This window comes from Ohtaekwangia sp. (genome assembly GCF_036568665.1).
GTDB lineage: Bacteria > Bacteroidota > Bacteroidia > Cytophagales > Cyclobacteriaceae > Ohtaekwangia.
Window position 1 is genome coordinate 1 of the sequence record NZ_DATCSD010000288.1, and the last position, 3662, is coordinate 3662.

Sequence of the window (3662 nt, forward strand, 5' to 3'; positions counted from 1 at the left end):
ATAGGTATACGACTTGAAGATCATCGGGTATACAAACGAGAAGCCTCCATTTATATAGATGGCGTCCATGCTATTTCTGTTAAAGGTCCGGTAGTTGGCAATGGGCTGTGTTACATTCACCGTATCGTATGTACCACCTGAGAAGTATTGATCAGAGTTTTTATAGAAGAAGTCAAGACCTGCCACGAGGCGATTCTTCATATTACCTACAGAGAACTCTCCGATGAAATTCTGCTGCGCTTCAAACACATTGTCTTTGCTGTTATCGGTAAACTGATCGTTACGCGATATGTAGTCAGCACCTATATCATTGGGATTTCCAGTAACCGATGCATTCGACAGCAGATAGAAATAAGGAGAAGGACCATCCGAGTAACTGCTGGTTACTGTAAGGTTGGTTTGTGAACGCCATGTATCCGATAATTTATAGTCCATCTGGCCAAAGAAGTTCACGTTACGCGAAGTCTGGTATAGATCTTCATTGGCATACGAACGCTTATAGTCAACCTTCAGTTGGTCTGCGCGATCAACACCCATCGAAGCTATAGTTTGTCCCCACGGGAAGAAGTATACCGATAAGCCTGTATTCTGACCCGTAAAAAATTCTGCATCGAAGTTGAACGACAATCGATCATCTACTTTATAAGATAAGCTTGGCGCAAATGCAAAGCTCTTGCTAAATCCGTTGTCCTGAAAACTCCCTTCGTAGTTATACGCTGTATTCAGGCGGAAGAGAACTTTGTTATCTGCATCCAACGGTGTGTTGAAATCTGCACTTACGCGGTTGAATCCAAAGCTACCGGTAGCATAGGTAACTTCACCACCTTTGCCGGCATAAGGCTTCTTCGTTACACGATTGATCAACCCTCCGTAAGATGTTAATGCATTACCAAACAATGTAGCAGAAGGACCTTTGATCACTTCGATTCTTTCGAGGTTAACGGCATCAATTTTACTGGATACATTTCCCGCTATACCATTTCTCAACTGACTTTGTACAATAAAGCCGCGCATGTTGTAGTAGCTTCCGCCATCACCGCTTCTGCCGGTTGCATCCCACATCTTTAATAATCCGGGAGCATTCTTCACAGCATCATCTACAGAGAAAGCCATCTGATCAGCCAACAGTTCTTTAGTAATCGTAGTATATACTTGTGGGTTCTCCAGATTCTTTAACGGCATTTTAGAAACATAGCCGCTTTCCATGCGTGAGAATTTATTAACACGTTCGCCCCGTACTTCAATCTCCTGAAGCTGTGCCGATGTTTCATTCAAAGAGAAATTGATGGCGGCAGTTTGACCGGCTATAACTTCAACAGTTTGCTCTACTGGATCGAAGCCAACGAAGGTAGCCACCAAAGTATAGGTGCCCGGTGTTACGCGCTTTATATCAAACTTACCCGTAGCATCGGTGTTGCCTGCTTTACCGGTTCCTTTAATTACCACGTTTACAAATTCGGCAGGCTTGTTATCGGCAGTAGTAATTGTACCGCTGATCGATCCGAATTGTTGAGCTTGTTGCGCCCATACAGAAGTGCCAGCCAGGATCATGATTAATAATCCTTTTAAAAAGTAATGAAGGTTCATTTCGACTATATATTTAGAATCATTATAAATGAGCTCAAAAGTAAATCCGATCCTATTCCGGCCGCAATCGCTGCGACCAGTGAATTAACCTACCCTATACAGGGTATGTACATGCTACCTGCCTAGGTTAGTTATAGATTGAAATGATCTGAGTGGCTTCTTTATCGAGGCAGGAATAAGAAAGGATGTAATGATTAACTGACATGACTATATATATAAGTCGCCAGTTTGCTGCGTGGGCGTGTACCCTAAGAGTTGTTTTTCTGGCAGTTCACCAGTCGCCTTGCCTCCAGCACGATCTGCACCGCGGCATACAGGTCTGCCAGCTCTTCCATCTCTTCATCATTAAAAACAATGAACAGGTTGCTGTGCGGACTTGAAAAGATCCGGCATCGACCGTGAGGCAAGGGTTGATAGTTATCGAGCGACTGCCGGTTGGAGAGCACCCACTCAAAGAATCTCACGAGCGATTCTTCATCAAATACAAGCAGTACATTTTTATACGCCAGGTTAAACTCGTGGCAACACAGGCAACGACTTACATAACCATTCAATGATTCGGCAATTATCTCAAGATTTGATCGTTGGTGCATGTTGATGTATATATAGGTGAGAAAAAATTATGAAACGATAGCAGCTAACCGGAGCCGGTATATATAGCCGGCTCCGTATTAAACTCAAATCGTTAAGAAGCTTTCTGCACAAGCTCGTATTTAACTACTGGCTTGCCGCGTGTACCACCATCGTTTGGATGGAAGCTTACAAACTTCAGCTTGTATATATTTCCGGCTCCGTCTTTCACCAGGTAAAAACGATCGGTCTTTACTCCGGCAGAAGCTGCAGGAGATGTTACGCGCCAGTTAGAACCAATCACATCGATGTTGCTGGCAAACGCAATTCCCGTCAGGTTGGAAGAAGTGAAGGTATCGTAGGTAACAGATTCTGTGTTCAAAATCTGCGCGGCTGTTACGCCACCTTTTGCGTTGATATATACCAGATCAGAGAACGCATACGGAATCATGGTGCCTCCATTATCAGTCTCATATACGGCATACGTCCACTCGATATCCCACTGATCTTTTTCAGGCGCTACAGAAACGGCTCCGTTATCAAACGATATATACTTGAAAGTATAGTTACTGTCTTTCGTAACATCGATGCTCTTATAGGTAGTTTCGTTGATGCGTGCATATTGCAACGTATAGCCATCGCTTTTGCGAAGTATACGTACTTTATACCACGGACGTGCCGCTATACTGCCCCCCGTGCCGCGGTTGATGATATATACTTTATTGTCAGCATCGGTTGCTGATACCGATGCTATAACGGTCTGGCTCAGATCTCCCAATACATTATCTACCAACGCGAACGATGCTGCATCAAAACCGAGCGACCAGTTAGAAGCTGGTGTACTATCAGAAGCTACAACAGTTGTCAGATCGTTTTTGTCAATGACACGAGCGGTAGCAGTCGTAGTGTTGTTGAGAATAACACGGAAGTCATCGCCCATATAGAATCCAAGATCCCAGCTGCTGCGTGCTACCGGAGTTTGCTGGTTGTTGCTGAAATCAACAAACACCGAGTTACCGGCACTTGATCCCGCTTCTGATCCGATCAATCCATTCAGCGTAAGCTCCGAACCTTCTGATACGATGGATGAGAATGAAAGCGTTACTTCTGCTGTCGTGCCGATCAGCAGCGGCTCCCCTACACTACTGATCTTGAAAGTTACTTTCTCATCACCGGTAAGGAATACTCCTTCTGATCTTACTACTTTAAAGGAAGCCGTGTTGCCAGCAGCCGGTATAGTAATGGTAAGGATGTTACCGGAAGCTGCAGGGTCTGTTGTAAAGTCCGTGCCATACGTTACACCGGTTGCTGTAAGATCAATGGTAACTGTAGTAGCCGCATCTACTGCGCGTGTTAATGTTACCGCTATCGTTGCTTCGTCTGCATCATCTTCCAGACCAACAGCCGATGCTGTGAAGGTAGCCAGGTTATCGGGTAGTGGCGGATCATCATCGCTGCAGGCGTTGATCAGCAACGTCATGAAAAGAGAAAGTGTTAATGCCGCG

General features: G+C 44.8%; 3 protein-coding genes. All 3 read right to left on the bottom strand.

Annotated features, from left to right (window positions below; translation table 11 throughout):
• Positions 1-1587: TonB-dependent receptor (locus VIN08_RS15775; RefSeq protein WP_331967015.1), on the bottom strand; the 1587-nt coding region annotated here is incomplete at its 3' end.
• Between the two features lie 248 nt (positions 1588-1835).
• Entirely contained in the window at positions 1836-2180 is a 345-nt protein-coding gene (locus VIN08_RS15780) for a DUF6686 family protein (protein WP_331967017.1), read from the bottom strand.
• Between the two features lie 92 nt (positions 2181-2272).
• Positions 2273-3662: HmuY family protein (locus tag VIN08_RS15785; protein ID WP_331967019.1), on the bottom strand; the 1390-nt coding region annotated here is incomplete at its 5' end.